Annotated in this window: 13 protein-coding genes; 7 read left to right on the top strand and 6 right to left on the bottom strand. The window is 75.3% G+C overall.

All coding sequences use genetic code 11. The annotated features are described in order from the left end of the window. Positions 1-5: 5 nt before the first annotated feature. The 5 genes from IM725_RS16670 to IM725_RS16650 are packed head-to-tail and all read left to right on the top strand — an operon-like array spanning position 6 to position 4,364. Positions 6-1,271 (top strand): class I SAM-dependent methyltransferase, encoded by a 1,266-nt coding sequence (locus tag IM725_RS16670; protein ID WP_193781765.1) that lies wholly within the window; start codon positions 6-8, stop codon positions 1,269-1,271. Next, a complete protein-coding gene (locus IM725_RS16665; RefSeq protein ID WP_193781762.1) occupies positions 1,258-2,601 on the top strand; it encodes an MFS transporter in 1,344 nt (447 codons plus the stop codon). The genes IM725_RS16670 and IM725_RS16665 overlap by 14 nt, the downstream gene beginning before the upstream one ends. 2 nt (positions 2,602-2,603) lie before the next feature. Further along, positions 2,604-3,137, top strand: coding sequence for a DUF3833 domain-containing protein (locus tag IM725_RS16660; RefSeq protein ID WP_193781761.1), 534 nt, complete (start codon positions 2,604-2,606; stop codon positions 3,135-3,137). Between the two features lie 4 nt (positions 3,138-3,141). Continuing rightward, positions 3,142-3,927, top strand: coding sequence for an SDR family NAD(P)-dependent oxidoreductase (locus tag IM725_RS16655; RefSeq protein ID WP_193781760.1), 786 nt, complete (start codon positions 3,142-3,144; stop codon positions 3,925-3,927). Further along, positions 3,924-4,364, top strand: coding sequence for a nuclear transport factor 2 family protein (locus tag IM725_RS16650; protein ID WP_193781759.1), 441 nt, complete (start codon positions 3,924-3,926; stop codon positions 4,362-4,364). The genes IM725_RS16655 and IM725_RS16650 overlap by 4 nt, the downstream gene beginning before the upstream one ends. 144 nt (positions 4,365-4,508) lie before the next feature. Here IM725_RS16650 and recD read toward each other — a convergent pair whose 3' ends face one another. From recD to IM725_RS16620, 6 genes are all read right to left on the bottom strand, one after another. Continuing rightward, the gene (gene recD, locus IM725_RS16645; RefSeq protein WP_227753881.1) at positions 4,509-6,371 is read right to left on the bottom strand and encodes an exodeoxyribonuclease V subunit alpha; all 1,863 of its coding nucleotides are present in this window, start codon (positions 6,369-6,371) and stop codon (positions 4,509-4,511) included. Further along, the gene (recB, locus tag IM725_RS16640; protein ID WP_193781758.1) at positions 6,368-10,000 is read right to left on the bottom strand and encodes an exodeoxyribonuclease V subunit beta; all 3,633 of its coding nucleotides are present in this window, start codon (positions 9,998-10,000) and stop codon (positions 6,368-6,370) included. The genes recD and recB overlap by 4 nt, the downstream gene beginning before the upstream one ends. Further along, positions 10,000-13,314 carry an exodeoxyribonuclease V subunit gamma gene (gene recC, locus IM725_RS16635; RefSeq protein ID WP_193781757.1) on the bottom strand — a complete coding sequence of 1,105 codons (3,315 nt, stop codon included), beginning with the start codon at positions 13,312-13,314 and terminating at the stop codon, positions 10,000-10,002. The genes recB and recC overlap by 1 nt, the downstream gene beginning before the upstream one ends. 84 nt (positions 13,315-13,398) lie before the next feature. After that, positions 13,399-14,442 carry a PrsW family glutamic-type intramembrane protease gene (locus IM725_RS16630; protein WP_193781756.1) on the bottom strand — a complete coding sequence of 348 codons (1,044 nt, stop codon included), beginning with the start codon at positions 14,440-14,442 and terminating at the stop codon, positions 13,399-13,401. A gap of 167 nt (positions 14,443-14,609) precedes the next feature. Beyond that, a complete protein-coding gene (locus IM725_RS16625) occupies positions 14,610-15,917 on the bottom strand; it encodes a BaiN/RdsA family NAD(P)/FAD-dependent oxidoreductase (RefSeq protein ID WP_193781755.1) in 1,308 nt (435 codons plus the stop codon). A gap of 25 nt (positions 15,918-15,942) precedes the next feature. After that, positions 15,943-16,821, bottom strand: a complete 879-nt coding sequence (locus IM725_RS16620; protein WP_193781754.1) for an SDR family NAD(P)-dependent oxidoreductase — start codon at positions 16,819-16,821, stop codon at positions 15,943-15,945. A 355-nt stretch (positions 16,822-17,176) separates the two neighbouring features. Between IM725_RS16620 and IM725_RS16615 the strand changes: the two genes are divergently transcribed. Continuing rightward, positions 17,177-17,389, top strand: a complete 213-nt coding sequence (locus IM725_RS16615) for a hypothetical protein (RefSeq protein ID WP_193781753.1) — start codon at positions 17,177-17,179, stop codon at positions 17,387-17,389. A 24-nt stretch (positions 17,390-17,413) separates the two neighbouring features. Beyond that, a partial coding sequence (locus IM725_RS16610; protein ID WP_321576211.1) for a nucleoside 2-deoxyribosyltransferase occupies positions 17,414-17,542 on the top strand: 129 nt, incomplete at its 3' end.

The raw sequence follows: 17,542 nt of genomic DNA, 5'->3' as shown, positions 1-17,542 counted from the left end.
AGCTGATGGTGAAGAACCGCCAGGCCATCGAGGCCGTGGTCTACGGCAGCTGGTTCGGCCGCCTGGCCTACCGCCTGCGGCACCTGCTCAACCGCAACAGCCGCGCCGTGTTCGCCCGCCTCGCGCGGCTGCCGCACGGCTCGCTGACGCTGGAGCTGCCCGACGGCAGCGTGCAGCGCTTCGGCCAGGGCGAACCCACCGCCACGCTGCGCCTGGCCAACTGGAAGCCGGTCTCGGCGGCCCTGGCCAGCGGTGACATCGGCCTGGCCGAGGGCTGGATGGCCGGCGACTGGACCACGCCCTCGCTGGCCGACCTGCTGCAGCTGATGGTGAAGAACCGCCAGGCCATCGAGGCCGTGGTCTACGGCAGCTGGTTCGGCCGCCTGGCCTACCGCCTGCGGCACCTGCTCAACCGCAACAGCCGCGCCGGCAGCCGCCGCAACATCCAGGCCCACTACGACCTGGGCAACGGCTTCTACCGGCTCTGGCTGGACGAGACCATGAACTACTCGTCCGCCCTGTTCGGCGGCGACCGCAGCCAGCCCCTGCCGCAGGCGCAGCACGCCAAGGTGGCGCGCGCGCTGGACGCGGCCCGCGTCGCGGACGGCCATCGCGTGCTGGAGATCGGCTGCGGCTGGGGCGCGCTGGCCGAAGCCGGCGCGCGGCGCGGCGCGCACGTCACCGGCGTCACGCTCTCGCACGAACAGCTGGCCTGGGCCCAGGAGCGGCTGGCCGGCGCGGGCTTTTCGGAACGCGCCGACCTGCGCCTGCAGGACTACCGCGACATCCAGGACGCCCCCTTCGACGCGATCTGCTCCATCGAGATGGTGGAGGCCGTGGGCCGCGAATACTGGCCCAGCTACTTCGCCACCGTGGCGCGCCTGCTCAAGCCGGGCGGCCGCGCCTGCATCCAGAGCATCGTCATCGACGACGCCCTGTGGGATCGCTACATCCGCGGCACCGACTTCATCCAGCAGTACATCTTCCCCGGCGGCTGCCTGCCCTCGCGCACGCAGTTCGAGGCCCAGGCCCGCGCGGCCGGCCTGGTGGTGGAAGAGGCCTTCCACTTCGGCACCGACTACGCGCACACGCTGCGCCTGTGGCGCGAGCGCTTCATGGCCCAGCGCGAGGCGGTGATGGCGCAGGGCTTCGACGAGCGCTTCATGCGCCTGTGGGAGTTCTACCTGGCCTACTGCGAAGCCGCCTTCGACCAGGGCAACACCGACGTGGTGCAGTTCACGCTGCGCAAGGCGGAGGATGTCCGCGCCTGACGACGGCGCCGGCGCGGCCGGACCCGTGCACTTCGCGCCCGCCGTGCCCGGGGCCGCGTCGGCACGGCCCGCGCCCGCCGCCCCCGGCCTGCGCTGGGCCGGTTACGGGCTGCTCGCGCTGCCGCTCGCCTTCGCGGCGCTGCCGCTGTACGTCTCCCTGCCCGCCTGGTATGCGCAGCAGTACGGCGTGCCGCTGGCGGCGCTGGGCGGCCTCTTGCTGGCCGCGCGCATGGCCGACGCCGTCATCGACCCCTGGATCGGCCAGGCCCTGGACCGGCTCTTCGCGCGCTCTCTGCGCGGCGTGATCGCGCTGGCCCTGGTGGCCGCCTTCGCGCTGGCCGGCGGCTTCGCCCTGCTGTTCATGCCGCCGGTGCGCGGCACGGCCGCCCTGCTGGCCTGGGCCGGCATGGCGCTGGCGATCACCTACTTCGCCTGGAGCGCGCTCACCGTGCTGCACCAGGCCTGGGGCGCGATGCTGGGCGGCGATGCGGCGCAGCGCGCGGCCATCGCCGGCTGGCGCGAAGGCCTGGGCCTGGCCGGCGTGCTGCTGGCCGCGGTGCTGCCCTCCTTCGCCGGCTGGGCCACGACCTCGGCGGTGCTGGCCGTGCTGGCGCTGGGCGGCGTGGCGGCGCTGGCGGCCTCGCCCCGGCCGCGGGCCACGCGGGCGGCCGCCACGGGCCATGCGGGCAGCTGGCGCCTGCCCTTCGCGCAGCCCGCGTTCCGGCGCCTGCTCGCGGTCTTCCTGTTCAACGGGATCGCCAGCGCGGTGCCCGCCACGCTGCTGCTGTTCTTCGTGCGCGACCGGCTGCAGGCGCCGCCCGCGCTGGAGCCCGCCTTCCTGGGCACCTACTTCCTGGTCGGCGCCGCCTCGGTGCCGCTGTGGCTGCGCGGCGTGCGCCGCTTCGGCCTGGGCCCCTGCTGGCTGGCCGGCATGCTGCTGGCGGTGCTGGCCTTCGGCGGCGCCGCGCTGCTGGGCGCCGGCGACGGCATGGCCTTCCTGGCCGTGTGCGCCGCCAGCGGCCTGGCGCTGGGCGCCGACCTGCCCCTGCCGGGCGCGCTGCTGGCCGGCGTGATCGCCCGCGCCGGCCACAGCGGCCGCCACGAAGGCGCCTACGTGGGCTGGTGGAACTTCGCCACCAAGCTGAACCTCGCACTCGCGGCCGGCCTCGCGCTGCCGCTGCTCTCGCTGGCGGGCTATGCGCCCGGCAGCCGCGACCCCGCGGCGCTGGACGCGCTCACGCTCGCCTACTGCGCGCTGCCCTGCGGCCTGAAGCTGTGTGCTGCCGCGCTGCTGGCACGCGCCTTGCGAAAACCGGAAGGACTCCAATGATGATGAAACGACGACTCGCCCTCCTCGCGCTCTGCGCCCCGCTGCTGCTGGCCGCGTGCGCCAGCCCCGACGTGAAGGACTACGCCGGCGAGAAGCCGGTGCTGGACCTGTCGAAATACTTCAACGGCAAGGTCGATGCCTGGGGCATGTTCACCGACCGCTCCGGCCATGTCGTCAAGCGCTTCACCGTGGTGGTGGACGGCCGCTGGAGCGGCGATACCGGCACGCTGGACGAGGACTTCACCTACTCCGACGGCACCAAGCAGCGCCGCGTGTGGACGCTGCAGCGCGGCGCCGACGGGCGCTGGACCGGCCGCGCCGGCGACGTGGTCGGCGAGGCGGCCGGCGAATCGCGCGGCAACGCGCTGCACTGGAACTACACCCTGGCGCTGCCGGTGGACGGCCGCGTCATCGACGTGCAGATGGACGACTGGATGTACCTCATGAGCGATGACGTGCTGCTGAACAAGACCACCATGAGCAAGTTCGGCTTCCGCCTCGGCGAAGTCACGCTGGCCTTCAACCGCAGGCACTGAGGCCATGCCCCTGCTCCCCGCCCTGAACCCGCCGCTGGCCGACTGGCGCGGCCGCCGCGCCTGGATCGTCGGTGCCTCCACCGGCATCGGCCGCGCCGTGGCCGCGCTGCTGCACGAACGCGGGGCGCAGGTGACGGTGAGCGCACGCGACGAGGCGGCGCTGGCCGCCTTCGCCGCCGCGCACCCGGGCGCGCGGGCGCTGCGCGTGGACGTGACCGACGCCGCCCGCATGCGCGAGGCCTGGGACGAAGTCGCCCGCGAGGGCACGCCCGACCTGGTGCTGTACTGCGCCGGCTACTACAAGCCCACGCAGGCCCTGGCCTTCGACCTGGCCGAGATGCTGCGCCACGACGCCGTCAACTACGGCGGCGCGCTGCACCTGCTGGACGCCTGCCTGCCGGCCCTGGTGCGCGAAGGCCGCGGCCACCTCAGCCTGGTCTCCAGCGTGGCCGGCTACCGGGGCCTGCCGCGCAGCCTGGGCTACGGGCCGACCAAGGCCGCGCTGTCCAACCTCGCGCAGGCGCTCTACCTGGACCTGCACCCGCGCGGCATCGGCATCTCGCTGGTGAGCCCGGGCTTCGTGGCCACGCCGCTCACGGCGCAGAACGAGTTCCGCATGCCGGCGCTGATCACGCCCGAGGAGGCGGCGCAGGCCATGCTGGACGGCTGGGCGCGAGGCCTGTTCGAGCTGCACTTCCCGCGCCGCTTCACCTGGGTGATGAAGGCGCTCTCGCTGCTGCCCTTCCGGCTCTACCAGCGCCTGGTGCGCAGCGCCACGGGCAACGCATGAGCGAGGGCACGCAGGCGGCGCTGGCGCGCATCGTCGCCATGTTCGAGACGCTGGCGCCGGCCGACGTGGCGCGGCTGGGCGAGTACTACTGCGAGGACGCGTTCTTCAAGGACCCCTTCAACGAGGTGCGTGGCCTGCCGGCCGTGCAGCGCATCTTCGGCCACATGTTCGAGACCCTGGACGGGCCGCACTTCGTGGTGACCGAGCGCATGGCCGAAGGCGACGCCTGCTGGCTGGCCTGGGAATTCCGCTTCCGCTTCCGCAAGGGCGATGCGCAGGGCCAGGTGGTGCGCGGCGCGACGCACCTGCGGCTCGCCCCCGACGGCCGCATCCGCTGGCACCGCGACTACTGGGACGCGGCCGAGGAGCTGTACGAGAAGATCCCGCTGCTGGGCGCGCTGATGCGCTGGCTGAAGCGGCGCATCGCGGCGGCCTGAAACCCCGCGCGTGCCCGGCGCGGTTGCCGATGTTCGGCACCCTTCGCACAGGGCACTTCGCGAGAGATGCGCGGTGGACGCCGCTGGGCAACGGCGCGCAGCGCACAGGCCGCACCGGACCGCAGGCGCAGCCGCCGCGGCGCCCTAGGACGAGGCGCGCAGTTCGCGCAGCCGCGCCTGCAGCCCGCCGTCGCGCAGCACCTGGCGGGCGATGGCGGCTTCCAGCGCGGCCTCGTCGGCGCACACCGTCGCCCGGGCGCGGGCCCGCGTGATGCCGGTGTAGACCAGCTCGCGCGTGGCGACGCGCACCTCGGCCTGCGGCAGCACCAGCAGCACCTCGTCGAACTCCGAGCCCTGGGCCTTGTGCACCGTCATGGCGTAGGCCGTCTCGTGGCGCGGCATGCGGGCCGGCGGCACGGCGCGAAAGCCCGTGCCCTCCTGGAACCACACCATGGGCTGGCCCGAGGCATCCGGCAGGACGAGCCCGATGTCGCCGTTGAAGAGGCGCATCGCGTAGTCGTTCACGCCCACCATCACCGGGCGGCCCGGGTGCCAGGCACCCCAGTTCCCGCCCATGCGCTGGCGGGCCTCGCGCGTGAGCGCCTGGTTGATGCCCTCCACGCCCGCCGGCCCCTCGCGCAGCGCGCACAGCACGCGGAAGCGATCGAAGGCCTCCCAGGCCCGCGCCACGTCCTGCGGGTGCGCGGCCACGGCGTCCATGAACGGCCCATGCCCGGCCCGCGCGAGGGCGGCCGGTGCGTCGCCCGCCGCCCAACGGATGGTGCCGTCACCGCCCGCGCGCAGCCACGCCAGCGCGCCCCGCACCTCGCCCTGGCGCACCAGGGTGGCCAGGCGGCCTATGCCCGAGTCGGCGGGGAAGCGCCAGTTCTTCTCCAGCCATTCCACGGGCAGCAGCGCGCGGTCGGCCGAGAGGTCGGCGAACACCGCGCCCGATTCCACGGCCGCCAGCTGGTCCTTGTCGCCCAGCAGCACGATGCGCGCGGCCGGTGGCACGGCCTCCAGCAGCCGGGTGGCGAGCTGCAGGTCCAGCATGGAGGCCTCGTCCACCACCAGCAGGTCCAGCGCCAGCGGCTGGGCCGCGTCGTGGGCGAAGCCGCCCCCGGGGCGCAGGCCCAGCAGCCGGTGCACGGTGTAGGACTCGCGCGGCAGCAGCGCGCGCAGCGCCGGGTCCAGGCCGGCGGCGCGCTGGTGCAGCGCCTCGGTCATGCGGGCCGCGGCCTTGCCCGTGGGCGCGGCCAGCGCGATGCGCAGGCCCGGCTCGGCCTGCAGCGCCGCGGCGATGTCCTGCGCCACCCGCGTGGTCTTGCCGGTGCCTGGGCCGCCGCTGATGATGGCCAGCCGCCCGGCCTGCGCGGCCTGCAGCAGGCGGCATGCGAGTCGGCGCTCGTCGTCGAAGGCGCGGTGCAGGTAGAGCCGGCCCTCGTCGTCCAGCAGCAGCGGGCAGGCGCCCGGCGCCGCGGGCGTGCCCACCACCCCGGAGGCGAGCAGCGACGCGCGCGTGGCCTGCAGGGCCGCCAGCCGGATGCACACATGGCCCTGGGCCATGGCCAGGCTGACGGCGCGGGCCGCGTCGGCCGCGTCGCGCGCGGCCTCGGGGCTTGCGCCCAACTCGCGCGACCAGAGTTCGACGTGCTGGGCCAGGCCTTCGGCCAGCGCCGCCTCGGGCGCGAGCAAGGCGGACTCGCCTTGGGCCTGGAACGGTGAAAGCACCGGCTGCTCCACCCGCTCCGTCTGCTCCACCCGCTCCGTCTGCTCCATCCGGTCCGTCTGCGTCGTCTGGGTCGTCTGTTCCGTCTGCTGCGACTGCTGCGCCTGCTCCGTCTGCTGCGCCGGCAGGCTCTGCGCCGCCCCGTCCGCCTGCGCCACCGGCGGCAGAAGGTCCTGCTGCGCCGATGGCGCCAGCCCCTGGTGCTGCGGCTTCTGGGCTTGCCTCGGCTTGGGCGGCTGCTTCGGCTGCGGTTCCTCGTCGAACAGGTCCCGTGTCATGCAGCCTCCTGCAGCCAGGCCATTTCGGCGTCCAGCGCCTCGATGAATTCGCGCGAAGGCCGGTGCGCGTAGACGCCGGCCGGCTGGCCCTGCGCGTCGACCCAGCCCGGGCGCACGCCGCGCACGAAGAGGTAGAACACGCCACCCAGGTGGGTGTCGTAGTCGTAGCCGGCCAGCCGGCCGCGCAGCCAGCGGTGCAGGGCCAGCGTGTACACCAGGTACTGCAGGTGGTAGCCCGCGGCGTCCATGGCCCGCGCGAGCTGCGCGGGCCCGTAGTCGGCCGCGCGCCAGCCCAGGTGGTTGGACTTCCAGTCCACGATCCACCAGCGCCCGCCTTGCTCGGCCACCAGGTCGATGAAGCCGCGCAGGTAGCCGCGCAGCACGGGCTGCGAGAGCTCGGGCACCGGGTAGCCGTGGCGCTGCATCAGCGCGGCCAGGCGCTCCATCGAAAGGCCGGGCGCATGCAGGTTGAACTCCATCTCGGTCACGCGGCGGTGCAGCGCGTCCAGGCGGAAGCCGCCCGGCAGGCCCGGCGCGGGCAGCGGCGTGGCGACCACGTCGCGCGCCATGCCGGCCAGCATCGCGGCCACCGGCGTGCCCGGGGGGCCGCCCGGCGGCCGCGCGCGCAGCGCCGTGGCGATCGCGTGCGGCCAGTGCGTGCGGTCGCGGAAGTCGATGCGCTCCAGCACGGCGTGCAGCGTCTCGCCGGCGCGGGCGCCGCGCACGAAGCGCAGGATGTCGTCCGCCGGCACGTCCGCCGGCGCGGTGCGGGCCGTGGCCGCGGCCTCGGGCGCGAGGGCGGCGCGCGCGTCGTGGTCGGCGGCCGCGTCCTGGCTGCCGCCGTGGGCCAGGCTGCTGTAGCTGCCCAGCTGCCAGCCCCAGGGGATGCGCGCGGGCGGCGGCAGGGCCGACAGGGCCTCGGGCGCCAGCGGCGACGGGGCCAGCGGCCGGCCCGGGCCCTGCGGCAGCGGCGCCATCGCGGCCGCGGGGGCCAGCGCCTGCGCGAAGCGGGCCCAGGCCGGCCCGACCTCGGTCGCCGCGCGCCGCTCATCGCGCCACTGCGCGGGCGTGCGGTCCGCGCCCATCACCAGCCAGTTCAGCGGGTTGGCGCTGCATTCGCTGTCGCTCCCGGACGCGTTCGTGTAGCCGCCCACCACCAGGTAGAGCCGGTGCACGGCCCGCGTCAGGGCGACGTAGATGAGGCGCAGGCGCTCGGCCTCGCGCTCGGCCCGCATGCGCGGCTTCTCCGTGTCGCGTGCCGTGGCACGGTAGTCGATGACGTGGGTGCCGTCGTCCGCGTGGTACTCGCAGCCGGGCAGGCCGTCCCCGCCGCCGCCCGGGTGGCCGTCCCACAGGCCGGGGCAGAACACCACCGGGTACTCCAGCCCCTTGGACTTGTGGATGGTCACGATCTGCACCAGGTTGCGGTCGGACTCCAGCCGCACCTGGAAGGCCTCGGCCCGGTTCTCCTGCCGCTGGCGCTGGAACCAGCGCAGCAGGGCCTCCGGCCCGGGGTGGTCGCGCGCCGCCTCGTGCAGGCATTCGGCCAGGTGGCGGAAGTTGGTCAGGCGCCGCTCGCCGTCGCTGCGCGCCAGCATGCGCGCGTGCACGCCGGCCTCCACGGCCATGCGGCGCAGCATGGGGCCCACGCCGCGTGCCAGCCACTCGGCGCGCCAGCGGCGCAGGGCCTGGGCATGGCCGTCCAGCGCGGCTTCGTCCCCGGCCAGCGCCTCCAGGGCGCCAGCGTCCAGGCCCAGCAGCTCGGTGGCCAGGGCGGCGCGCAGGCGGCCGCTGCGCGCGGGCTCCAGCACCGCGAGCAGCAGCCGCTCCATCTCCTCGGCGTCGCTGGATTCGAAGATGCTGGACTGCGCCAGCTCCACGCTGCCCACCTCCAGGGCGGCCAGCGCCTGGCGCATCGCGCTGCCCTCGCGGTGGCTGCGCACCAGCACCGCGATGTCGGCGGCGCGCAGCGGGCCGTCGCCGTGCAGCACGCGGCCGGCCGCGGCGTCGCGCAGCAGCCGCGCCACCTCGGCCGCGCAGGCCTGCGTCGCCCGCTCGCGTGCCTGCGCCTTGGTGGGCGGCGCAGCCTCGGGATCGTCCAGCCGCCACAGCTGCAGCGCAGCGCGGTCCGCGCCCATGTCGCTGAAGGGCTTGCGCTTCTTGCCGCCCTCGCTCACCGCGACATAGTGCAGGCCGTCCAGCATGAAGGCCCGCGGGTTGGCCTGGAACAGCGCATTCAGCGCGGCGATGAGCGCGCCGCTTGATCGCTGGTTCTGCGACAGCGTGTAGCGCTGCTGCGCCTGGCGGGCGGCCTGCAAATAGGTGTGCAGGTCGGCGTTGCGGAAGCTGTAGATCGCCTGCTTGGGGTCGCCGACCAGGAACAGGGTGCCGCCGCTGCCATACACACGGTGGAAGATCTCGAACTGCAGCGGGTCCGTGTCCTGGAACTCGTCGATCAGCGCGGCCGGGAAGCGCTGGCGCAAGGCCTGGGCCAGCGCGTCGCCACCCTCCCCGTGCAGGCGCTCGCGCAGGTTGGCGAGCATGTCGTCGTAGGCCAGCAGGCGGCGCTGGCGCTTGCGCTCGCGCAGCTCCTGCGGCACGGTCTCGACGAAGCGCCGCAGCAGCTGCCAGCGCGCCTGCTCCAGGGCCGCGCCCAGCGCCGTCCAGGCATCGAGCAGGTCCTGCGCAGCGTCGAAGAACGCATGCTCCACGCAGGCCGGCTTGGTCCTGCCGGGCTGGTAGTACGCACGCGCCAGCAGCTTCAGCTTGCCACCCGCCATCAGGGTCGCGGCCGGATCGCCCGCGCGCAGCACCGCATCCCACTCGAGGGCCGCCTGGGCGATCGTGCTGTCCTTGTAGCTGCCCTTGTTCAGGCTGGGCAGCGACGCCTTGACGCAGCCGAGGATCTCCTCGCGGTGGGCATGCCACAGCGCCTGCGCCCGCGCGTGCAGCGCGCGGAAGCCGTCCATGTCGGGCACGGCGGCGGGCCCGGCGCTGCCCTCGGGCCACTCGATGCGCGAGGCGGGCTTGCCGGCGTGCCGGCGCAGCAGGCTGGCGAAGCGCTCGGGCGTGTCCTTGCAGTGGCGCAGCCAGCCCGCCAGCGCCGGCGAGAGCGCGGCACCGGCGATCTCGCGGCGCCAGAAGTCGTTCGCCGCTTCCTGGCGCAGCTCGCTGTCGTCCTCCACCATCTCCTGGCGCAGCGGCATGCGCGAGGCCAGCGGCGTGTCGTCCAGGGCCCGCTTGCAGAAGCCGTGGATGGTGAAGATGGCCGCCTCGTCGAACTGCCGCAGCGCGCGCTCCAGCGTGTCGGCGATGCGCGCCTCGGCGATGCCGCGGGCCCGCATCGCGTCCAGGAACAGGCCGGCGAAGGGGTCGCCGCCCGCCTCGCCCGCCCTGGGCTGCAGGTGGCGCAGCACCTCGGCGATGCGGTCGCGCACGCGCTCGCGCAGCTCGGCGGTGGCGGCCTTGGTGAAGGTCACCACCAGCACCTCGCGCACCGGCAGGCCGCGCTCCACCAGCAGGCGCAGCACCAGGCCGCAGATGTTCCAGGTCTTGCCGGTGCCGGCGGAGGCCTCGATCAGCCGGGTGCCCTCCAGCGGGCAGTCGAACACCTTCAGCTCGTCGTCCATCAGGCCGCCCCCGCCACGGTGTCCAGCGGCAGGCGCTGGGACGGAAGGCCCTTGAACATGGCCTGCGCCAGCGCCACGAACTCCTCGTCGAAGGGGTCGGGCAGGCCGCGCAGCGCCAGCGCATGGCCGGGCTTGGCGCGCTCGCCCGGGGCGTTGTGGCCCTGCCAGGTCTTGCGGGCCTCGGCCAGCTTCTCGTGCTTCGCGATGAAGGTGGCGGCCGACCGCGGGAAGAAGTGCACCGGCCGGCTCAGCCCCTCGCGGTACGCCGCCATCAGTTCACGCAGCCGCTGGCGCGCCGCGTGCGGTTCCAGCGGCTCGTAGCGGGTGATGCCGTCGCGCGCCAGCCAGCGGGTCACGCAGGCCACGCCCGGCGGCGCCCAGGCGCACAGCACCAGGTGCGACAGCCAGGCCCGCGTGATGTCGGTGGGCCGCTCGTCGTCGTAGCGCCATCGCACCAGGCCCTCCGGCCGCAGGTCGGCCCAGGCCACGGCCAGCGACCAGGCCTCGCCTTCGAGGTCGAAGGCCAGCCGGGTGGACTGCGGCGGCAGCGGCGGCGTGGCCGTGGCCGCGCGCAGGGCGTCCGAAAAGGCGCGCAGCAGGCCCAGCTCGGACCGCAGCTCGGCCTCGCCCAGCGGGCCGCGCGGCATCTCGGTGCCGGCGCGCGCCAGGGCCAGCACCTGCGGCGCCGGCGCGCCCGCCAGCAGCACCGGCAGCAGGCGTTCGGCCAGCCGCGCCCGGCCGTCGAAGTCGGCCAGGAAAGGCTCGTCGTCCTGCAGGGTGTCCGCCTCCTGCGGCAGCTCCAGGCCGAGGCGGCGGCGCAGCAGGTAGCGCGAGGGGTTGCCGAAGAACTCCAGCAGGCGCTCCAGCGGCAGCTCGTGCCAGGCGGGCCCCGGCGCCGCCAGCGGCGTGGCGATGAAGGGCTGGGCCGGTTCGGCCACGGCCGCGTCCTCGTCCTCCCCCGTCTCGCCGCCTTGCGGGCCGTCGGCCAGGGCCACCGGCTTCAGGCCCTCGCGCAGGGCCCGCGCCAGGCCGGCGTCGTGGCTGCGGATGCGCGGGTCGCTGCCGGCCAGGAAGGCCAGGTGCGAGAAGGGCTGCAGCGGATGCTCCACCACCAGGCGCGCCGCCTCGGCAGGCTCCTGCAGCGCGCCGCGCACGTGGTCCAGCAGCTCGCCCACCAGCACCGAGGCCGGCAGCGGGCCGTTGTCGCGGATGCCGCGGCCGGTGTAGCTGAGGTACAGGCTGTCGCGCGCGGCCAGCAGCAGGTCCAGGAACAGGTTGCGCTGGTCGGTGCGGCGCTGCCGGTCGCCCACCCGCGGGGCCAGGGCCATCAGGTCGAACTCGGCCGGCCGGTCGGCGGTGGGGAAGGCGCCGTCGCCCAGCCCGATCACGCAGACCACGCGGAAGGGGATGTTGCGCAGGCTGCTCATGCCGCTGAAGGTGACGCGGCCGGTTTCGGCGCCGCCGTGGGCGTCGTCGTCCAGCACGCGCTCCAGGGCGGCGCGCACCACGGCCGCAGGCACCGCCTGCGCGAAGCCGGCGCGGGCCATGGCCCCAGCCAGGGTGTCGATCGCGGCGTGCAGTTCCAGGGTGTCGTCCAGCTCGCGCCCCTCGGGCGCGAGGAAGCGCTCCACCGCGGCGTGCAGCCGCCCGGTCCAGGCGTCGGGCGCGTGCTGCGCGCGCAGCAGCGCCGCGAAGCCGCGCAGCGCCTGCACGAACTGCCAGAAGGCGCCCAGGTCGGCCGCGTCCGGGCCACCGGCGCCGGCGCAGGGCAGCACGCCGCCCAGCGGCGCCTGCAGGCCGGCGGGCAGCGCATGGCCCAGGAACAGCCGCGACAGGCCGTCGGCCAGGGTGTGCGGTGTGCCGGCGGGCAGGCCCTCGCGCGCCACGTGGTCGGCATCCAGGCCCCAGCGGATGCCGCTGTCCAGGATCCAGCGGTGGATGCGCTCCAGGCCCTCGCCGTCCAGCCCGAAGCGCCGCGCCACGATGGGCTGCTGCAGCAGGCCGTGCACCTGGGTGGCGGTGCAGCGCGAGGTGGCGACCGCCAGCAGGCCCAGGAAGGCCCGCGCCGGCAGGTTGGCGCCGCTGCGCCGGCGGCCGGTCAGGGCGTAGGGGATGCGGGCCTCGTCGGCCGCGGTGCCGAACACGGCGTCCACCAGCGGGGCGGCGGCTTCCAGGTCGGGCGTGACCACCAGCACCTCGCAGGGCCGCAGGCCGGGGTCGGCCGCGAACAGGCCCAGCAGGTGGTCGTGCAGCACCTCCAGCTCGCGCGTGAGCGAGTGGCACACATGCACTTCGAGGCTGCGGTCGCTGGCGTCCAGCGCCAGCTTGCCGCCCTCGCCCAGCGGCACGAGGTCCAGCATGGAGGCCTGCAGCCGGGCCAGCAGGTGCCCGCCCGCCGGCGCCACGAAATGCTCATGGCTGCGGGCCTGGGCGGTGTCGGCCACGCCGTGCAGCAGCGAGAGCGTGCCCTTGGCCTGCCCGGCCCAGGACAGCAGCAGCGGGTGCAGCACCTCGCGCCCCTCGGCGCGCCCGGCTTCGGCGAGCCGGTCCAGCGCGCGCGGGCTGATGCCGTCGTCCCAGTACTCGCGGCTGGGGTTGAGCGCGTAGACGTGAAGGTCCATGCAGGCCGACAGCGCCTGCAGGGCCTGCAGGTACAGGGGCGGGATCGAGGCCAGCGCGAACACGTGCGCGGCGGCGGGCAGGCCGAAGCGCGCGCGTGCGCCCTCGCCGGCGCGCTCCAGCACGCGCGCCATCTCCTCCATCGGGTGCGGGCCGGTGGCCGACAGGTCCTGCGCGATGCGCTGCCAGGCGGCCGCCTGCCAGGACTCGTGCTCCGCCCGGGGCACCAGGCCGCGCTCGCCCGCGCCCCAGCGCTGCAGCCAGTCGGGCCGGTAGGTGATGTACTGCTCCAGCAGGCCGGCGGCGCGCTCCGCCAGCTCGAAGGCTTGCAGCGGGGCGCCGCCCGCGGCCTGCAGCCAGGCCGCCAGCGGCGGGTGGGCCGCCGTGAAGGCCGGGTCGCGCAGCAGCGCATACAGGCGCCAGGTGAGCGATGCGGCGTCGAAGGGCGACTCCTCGCCCACCTGCGGCAGCACGCGCGCGACCATGGCCCACAGCCAGCGCGCCAGGTAGCCGAACTGCAGGTTCGCGGCCACGCCCTCGCGCGCGGCCAGGCCCAGCGCCAGGTGACGGCTGGCCGCGCTGTGCGGGATGACGACGGTGTCGGGCTGCGCAGGGTCCTCGCGCGGGCCTTGCAGGGCCTGCAGCAGCAGGCTGGCCAGGGGTTCGAGTCGGTTGGAGAAATGCAGGTGCAGCATGCGCGGCGTCAGGGCAAGGCCGCCAGTATGGCCCGGGCCGGGCCCAGGGCGTGAGCCTGGGGTGAAGGGCCCGCCTTCGGGCGCTCAGGGCGTGGCAGGCGTCACGGACGGGCGGGCCGCCGCGCCCTGCGTGGCCGCCCGCCACAGCGCCTGCCGGCTCATGGGCAGCAGGGGCGCCAGCGCCAGCAGGCCGGTGCGGCCGATGCGCTGCGCCAGCGCATCCAGCGCGTCGAAGTGGACGGCCAGGGACTCGCCCGCGGACAGCGGACCACCGGCGTCGCGCGCCTGCTGCCGCTGCCGGGCGCGCAGCGCGAGCGCGGTGTACGCGCGCAGGTAGGCCTGGATGTCCTGCGCCACCGGGCCGTCGAAGTGCCGCCGCAGTGCCTGCAGGTAGCGCCCGCGCGGCGAATCCCCGGCAGGGCCGGGCGAGGACAGCAGGGCCAGGAACTGCGGGTCCAGGGACGCATCCGGCCCCAGCCAGCGCGCGAGCCGGGCCTGGCCGGCGCGCAGGACGCCGTACAGCAGCACCGGCAGCAGCAGCAGGCAGCCCAGGGCCGAGGCCAGCGGCGAGAGCCAGAACTGGTCGAACGCAGTGTGCAGGGCGATGGCCGCCGCCAGGCAGCCCGCCATGGCCAGCCCGCGCAGGTGCTGCACGGTGTACAGCACCTCCAGCAGCAGCATCGCGAAGAGGGCCGTGAGGGCGCCCTGCATCAGGGCCGTGCCCAGGCCGCGGACGACCCAGGTGGCCAGGGGCGCATGGGGCGCCGCCAACATGTAGCCGGCGCTGCCTGCCATGGCGAAGCCCAGGCCGGCGGCGAAGCCGAGGATGGCCGCATCGACCAGGAAGCCGATGCGGTGCAGGCGCAGCAGCGCGACCACCACCAGCGCCTTCAGGGATTCATCCAGGAAGGGGGCGACCCAGCGCGCGTAGCGCAGCGCGTCCAGGGCCAGCGCGTGGCGCAGGACGCTGCCCAGGACCAGCGCCAGCAGGGCGCAGGCGCCGCCGGCCAGCACCACCCCCAGTAGCCGACCCGGCCGCGTGAGCCCGTGGCTGTCGAAGAGCCACAACGCCGCGAGGAAGAGCAGGCCCGGGGCCAGCGCCACCCACGTGATGAGAAGTGCGTCCATGCCTGCCCCATCCCTTCCCAGGACCCGGGCGGGACGGTCCCGCCCGCGCGCCCATTGTGCGCCGTTCGCGCAGGCTCGCCCAGCCGGTTGCGCCTCATGCACGGGCCCCGCCAGCTGCGCCGGCGCTCATGCCCGCCCCGCGCGCGTAGGGACCCCAAGGCCTGGCTTCAGGCCGGCCGGGTGCCCAGCCACTGCAACGCGGCCAGCCCCGCTGCACGGCCCGTGGCCAGGCTGGCCGTCAGCAGGTAGCCGCCGGTGGGCGCTTCCCAGTCCAGCATCTCGCCGGCGCAGAAGGTGCCCGGGCGCGCGCCCAGCATGGCGGGGCCGTCCAGCGCCTCGAAGCGCACCCCGCCGGCGGTGCTGATGGCCTCGTCCACCGGCCGCGGCCGGGCCAGCACCAGCGGCAGGGCTTTGAGTGCGGTGGCCAGGGCCTGCGGGTCCTCCCACTGGGCCGGCGGCAGCAGCTCGTGCAGCAGGGCCGACTTCAGCGGGGGCAGGCCCAGCCGGCTGCGCAGGTGGGACGAGAGGCTGCGCGAGCCGCGCGGGTGCCGCACCGCCGCCAGCACCTGGGCCGGGCTGTGCTGGGGCAGCAGGTCCAGCAGCCAGGTGCTGCTGCCCCGGGCCTCGATCTCGTCGCGGATGCGGGCGGAGAAGGCGTAGACCAGGCTGCCCTCCACGCCGGTGTCCGTGAGCACGAACTCGCCCGCCTGCCAGGCCTCCTGCGGCGCCGAGGCCAGGCGGGCCGCCACCGGCTTGACGGGCTGGCCGGCGAAGCGCTCGCGCAGCAGCGCGCTCCAGCCCTGCGCACCGGGCCGGGTGGGCGCGACGTCGAAGCCGCAGTTGGCCGGCCGCAGCGGCGCCACGGCCACGCCCTGCGCCGCCAGCAGCGGCGCCCAGGCGCCGTCCGAGCCCAGTCGGGGCCAGCTCGCGCCGCCCAGCGCCAGCACCGTGGCCGCGGCGGTGTGCGCCACCTCGCCCGCGGGCGTGGCGAAGCGCAGCGCGCCCGCGCCGTCCCAGCCCAGCCAGCGGTGGCGCACGTGCACGCGCACGCCGGCGGCGCGCAGGCGGTGCAGCCAGGCGCGCAGCAGGGGCGCCGCCTTCATGTCGGTGGGAAAGACGCGGCCCGAGCTGCCGACGAAGGTCTGCACGCCCAGGCCATGGGCCCAGTCGCGCACCGCCTGGGCGCCGAAGGCCTGCAGCGCGGGCGCGAGGGCGGCGCTGCGCTCGCCGAAGCGCGCGAGGAAGGGGCCGGGCGCTTCGGAGTGCGTGAGGTTCAGGCCGCCGCGGCCGGCCAGCAGGAACTTGCGGCCCACCGAAGGCATGGCGTCGAACAGGTCCACCGTGACGCCGGCCCCGGCCAGCACCTCGGCGGCCATGAGACCGGCCGGCCCGCCGCCCACGATGGCGACCGAACGCGCACCGGCCGACGGGGCCGCACCGGGTGCGGCGGGCGCCGTGCTGCCGTCCGTGCTCATCGCGCCGCCTTCGCCGCCGGGGCCGTCACCGGCGCGCCGCCACCGCCTGCGTGACCTCGTTGTGGCCCTGCGCCGAGCCGGCGCCGGGCACGGTCTCGCCGGCGTCGCGGCGGGAGATCGCCTCCATGTGCGCGGCCACCTGCTCGGGCGCGTCGGCGCCCGTGCCCAGGTGCAGCCCGTGGGTGAGCGTCACGTAGGCGCGCTCGAAGGTGCCGGCGCCCGCGCACAGGATGGCGCGGGTGGGCGCGTCCTCGCCCACCAGGTTGAGCAGCGCGGGCGTGACGGCCTCGGGCTTGAGCAGGGCCAGCGCCTCGGGCGGCAGCAGGCCCTCGGTCATCTGCGTGTGCGCGGTGGGCGCCAGGCTGTTGACGCGGATGCCGTACTTCTCGCCTTCCAGCGCCAGCGTCTGCATCAGGCCCACCAGGGCCATCTTGGCCGCCCCGTAGTTGGACTGGCCGAAGTTGCCGTAGAGGCCCGAGGACGAGGTGGTCATGACGATGCGACCGTACTGCTGCGCGCGCATGATCTCCCAGACGGCCTTGCTGCAATGCACGGCGCCCATGAGGTGCACGTCCATCACCAGGCGGAAGTCGGCCATGTCCATCTTGGCGAAGCTCTTGTCGCGCAGGATGCCAGCGTTGTTGACCAGGATGTCCACGCGGCCCCAGGCCGCCATGGCCTCGGCCACCATGGCCTGCACGGCCTCGAAATCGGTCACCGAGGCCCGGCTGGCGAGGGCCTCGCCGCCGGCGGCGCGGATCTGCTCGACCACGCCGTCGGCCGCGGCCAGGTCGTTCACCACCACGCGGGCACCGCGCGCGGCCAGGGCCAGGGCGTGCGAGCGGCCCAGGCCGCCGCCCGCGCCGGTGACGATGGCCACGCGGCCGTCGAAACGCAGGGTCATGTTGTCTCTCTTTTCAAGGCTGTTGCAAGGGAAGGCCGCGATTGTGGCACCGCCGCCGGGCGTTGCCCTGGCCGCAGGCGACAGGCATGAGGGATCTCGCCCCTTTTCCCGGACCGCCGCCCTGCGCGCGCAGGCGCCCGGCGTGCCCATGCCGCTGCAGCCCCCGCAGCACCCGGGCCGTGACGCAGGGGGCCGCGCCCGCCTGAACCCGGCGCTCCACCGTGGCACGCAGCGCAGCCCTCCGTGCGTCGCCTGAAATGGGGGCGACAAGCCGCGTTCTTCCGGCCTTCGCCCGGACCCGCGCTGCCCATACTGCTTCCAGGGCCCGCGGTGTCGCGGGCCGGGGTCGACCACCATGCCCATCCTTGCCGCGCCCTGCTACCAGCTGATGTTCCGCTCGCTCTTCAACGCCGGGCGTGGCCTCGCCTTCCCCTGCGATGCCCGTGGCCAGGTCGACCTGGACCGGCTGAGCGAGCACTCACGCACCAATTACCTCTACGCGCGGGCCGTGGTCGGGCGCGAGTACGCGCTGCCCACGGTGGAGGCCCGGGCCGGGGACGGCGCCTAGGACCCGGCTGGCACAATCGGGGCGGTGACCCTGCCCCGTGTGTACCTCGCCGGCCCGGACGTGTTCCGGCCCGACGCCGAAGCCTTCGGGCGCGCGCTGGCGCAGGCCTGCGCCGCGCTCGGCCTGCAAGGCGTCTTCCCGCTCGATGGCGCC

The organism is Ramlibacter aquaticus (assembly GCF_015159745.1).
Lineage (GTDB): Bacteria > Pseudomonadota > Gammaproteobacteria > Burkholderiales > Burkholderiaceae_C > Ramlibacter > Ramlibacter aquaticus.
The sequence above is the reverse complement of the archived record's forward strand: the minus strand, read 5'-3'. Positions and strand labels throughout refer to the sequence as shown.

Coding starts and splice junctions, on each gene's coding strand:
- IM725_RS16670 (WP_193781765.1), top strand. CDS start 6: ATGGTGAAGAACCGCCAGGCCATCGAGGCCGTGGTCTACGGCAGCTGG.
- IM725_RS16665 (WP_193781762.1), top strand. CDS start 1,258: ATGTCCGCGCCTGACGACGGCGCCGGCGCGGCCGGACCCGTGCACTTC.
- IM725_RS16660 (WP_193781761.1), top strand. CDS start 2,604: ATGAAACGACGACTCGCCCTCCTCGCGCTCTGCGCCCCGCTGCTGCTG.
- IM725_RS16655 (WP_193781760.1), top strand. CDS start 3,142: ATGCCCCTGCTCCCCGCCCTGAACCCGCCGCTGGCCGACTGGCGCGGC.
- IM725_RS16650 (WP_193781759.1), top strand. CDS start 3,924: ATGAGCGAGGGCACGCAGGCGGCGCTGGCGCGCATCGTCGCCATGTTC.
- recD (WP_227753881.1), bottom strand. CDS start 6,371: ATGACACGGGACCTGTTCGACGAGGAACCGCAGCCGAAGCAGCCGCCC.
- recB (WP_193781758.1), bottom strand. CDS start 10,000: ATGGACGACGAGCTGAAGGTGTTCGACTGCCCGCTGGAGGGCACCCGG.
- recC (WP_193781757.1), bottom strand. CDS start 13,314: ATGCTGCACCTGCATTTCTCCAACCGACTCGAACCCCTGGCCAGCCTG.
- IM725_RS16630 (WP_193781756.1), bottom strand. CDS start 14,442: ATGGACGCACTTCTCATCACGTGGGTGGCGCTGGCCCCGGGCCTGCTC.
- IM725_RS16625 (WP_193781755.1), bottom strand. CDS start 15,917: ATGAGCACGGACGGCAGCACGGCGCCCGCCGCACCCGGTGCGGCCCCG.
- IM725_RS16620 (WP_193781754.1), bottom strand. CDS start 16,821: ATGACCCTGCGTTTCGACGGCCGCGTGGCCATCGTCACCGGCGCGGGC.
- IM725_RS16615 (WP_193781753.1), top strand. CDS start 17,177: ATGCCCATCCTTGCCGCGCCCTGCTACCAGCTGATGTTCCGCTCGCTC.